The sequence below is a fragment of the Colwellia sp. MB02u-10 genome, assembly GCF_014077185.1.
Taxonomy (GTDB): Bacteria; Pseudomonadota; Gammaproteobacteria; order Enterobacterales; family Alteromonadaceae; genus Cognaticolwellia.
On sequence record NZ_JACGVK010000014.1, the window covers coordinates 1 to 242 of the forward strand.

General features: G+C 40.9%; 1 protein-coding gene. It reads right to left on the reverse strand.

All coding sequences use genetic code 11. The annotated features are described in order from the left end of the window. On the reverse strand, positions 1-242 hold a 242-nt coding region (locus H4J59_RS19125), incomplete at both ends, for a hypothetical protein (RefSeq protein WP_220469671.1).

Consider the following 242-nt stretch of genomic DNA (forward strand, 5'->3'; position numbering starts at 1 on the left):
CTGCAAAAATAGTTGGATTGGTTTTTGCGCCTTTTGCAAAAAACGAGACAAGCTATTTTTGTCAGATTGAATTACCTTGTTATTTGATGGTAGCGTAAGAACACTAACGATAACAAGCACTTTACGGCTTAAGGCAGCCCGACCGTAGCAGCAAAAAGTGCCCAGCGCCACGACTAACCCAACCTTGAACTTTGAGCCAAACACTAAAGGATATTTAGCTAATGGCTTTACAGCAATATTGT